The sequence below is a fragment of the Halomonas sp. C22 genome (genome assembly GCF_007655045.1).
GTDB lineage: Bacteria > Pseudomonadota > Gammaproteobacteria > Pseudomonadales > Halomonadaceae > Vreelandella > Vreelandella hamiltonii.
Genome location: NZ_VBVC01000021.1, coordinates 1 through 1,932 on the forward strand (window position 1 = coordinate 1; position 1,932 = coordinate 1,932).

Genomic DNA, 1,932 nt, shown 5'->3' on the forward strand with positions numbered 1-1,932 from the left:
GATCGGGTAGGGGCCGGGGTCACCCCCGGCGCCCTCCCACACCACCGTACGTACGGTTCCGTATACGGCGGTTCATGAAGAACGGTTAAGCCCTCTTACCGTATCCAGTACCGAGATCAGGCCCAGCCCGTCGAACCGCTTCCGCGGCAGGGCCTGATTCATGTGCGAGGCACCCGCATTCCACCAGGCTCCTCGCCCATTCCCCGCTGATTTCCAGGCACGGTATGCGTCCAGGCCTAGCGCCAGAAGCTTCCGGCGCCGGGTCGTCGGGCGCTTCCACTGCCGCCAGATCACACAGCGTAATCGGCGACGTGTCCATTGATCCAGCGCTTCCAGCGGGCGTTTCACGTCGACGAGGCTAAAGTAGCTGGCCCAGCCTCGCAGGACTGGCACCAGTTCTTCGATGACGCGTCGGATATTGCGCCCTCTGCCGCGTTTGAGGATCTCACGGACACGCTGCATCAGGCGCTGCAGGCTGGTCTTGGCGATGGTCAGCCGCGGCAACTTGTGCCGGGTCAGCGTGTAGCCCAGACACCCCCGGTTCCAGGGTCGGTCCACCGCACTCTTGTCGCGATTGACCGTCAGCCTGAGTGAGCTCTCGAGAAAATCACTCAGGCTGGCCATGACGCGCTCACCCGCCCGCCGACTCCTGACATACACCTGCATGTCGTCGGCGTAGCGGCAGAAGCGGTGGCCCCGGCGTTCCAGTTCCTTGTCCACGTCATCCAGCAGGATATTGGCCAGTAGCGGACTCAGTGGACCGCCCTGAGGTGTGCCCTGCCGGCGTGGAGCGGCCAGGCCGTCCTGGAACATCCCGGCTTCCAGATAGCGTCGGATCAGGCGTAGCACCCGCTTGTCGCGGACGCGGCGCGCAACCCGGGCCATCAGCAGGTCGTGATTCACCCGGTCGAAGAAGGCTTCCAGGTCGAGGTCGACCGCCCAGCGGCGGCCGGCGGTGACATGGGCCTTCATCGCCGAGACGGCCTGCTGGGCACTGCGCCCAGGGCGGTAGCCGTAGCTCGATGCGGAGAAATCCGGATCGAAAATCGGCGTCAGCACCTGAAGCAGCGCCTGCTGGATCAGCCGGTCGGTGACCGTGGGAATGCCGAGCTGTCGCGTTCCGCCCTTGGGCTTGGGAATCTCGACGGCTCGGATCGGGCTGGGGTGGTACTCACCGGCCAACAGCCGCTCGCGCAGCGTCGGCCAGTGCTGTTTCAGGTGGTCCGCCAGCTGCTGCACCGTCATACCGTCGGCACCCGGCGCGCCCTTGTTGGCGACCACCCTGCGGTAAGCCCGCGCCATGTTGGCCTTCTCTACCACGGCCTCCATGAGCGGGGCGAGCTCCGCTTTCGTCCACGATGACGACGCCGGGACCGTCTCGACGCCCCCCGGCCGGGACGCGGGGTACTGCCCCTGCCCCTCTGGGTGGGTGGCGGTATCCGCGTCAGTTTCGGTCTTCATGATCGATCCTCGAGACATCATCGCCTACTCGCGGTTCTTCATGTTCGGCCCTTGGTGCCGGGGTGAATCGGCACTTACTATGGCCTCTGCTGACGTCTGATGGCCCATCCCGCCGCCTCTCGGCGCCGGTAGCACTGTGGCAGACCATCAGACCTCCCAGGGTAAGACGCGCGACCTTCCTCCCATACACCCGCCGCATCTACTGCCGCCCCTTCCGGATAGCTATTGGGCTTCGAGTTTCTTGGCCCTCTCGCCCAGGTGGCGACAGCCTCGTATGCGATTTCTGTTCGTCGGGCCGGGAGTTTGCCTCCAACTTCCTTCAGATTCCGTCTCGCGACGGACACCCTTGCTGTTCGGCTAACGGTTCCCGCTATCAGGGTCCGTAGGGGACTTTCACCCCCAAGTCATTCCGAGGCACCACCCTCGGAAACAGCGCCCGTCGGGCGCTGCGCGCCATGCCTGGCGCACCAA

Annotated in this window: 1 protein-coding gene; it reads right to left on the reverse strand. The window is 65.3% G+C overall.

The window, feature by feature from the left end; translation table 11 throughout:
- Positions 1-72: 72 nt before the first annotated feature.
- On the reverse strand, positions 73-1,329 hold the full coding sequence (ltrA, locus tag FEU76_RS18475) for a group II intron reverse transcriptase/maturase (RefSeq protein WP_260851424.1): 1,257 nt from the start codon (positions 1,327-1,329) through the stop codon (positions 73-75).
- Positions 1,330-1,932: the final 603 nt, after the last annotated feature.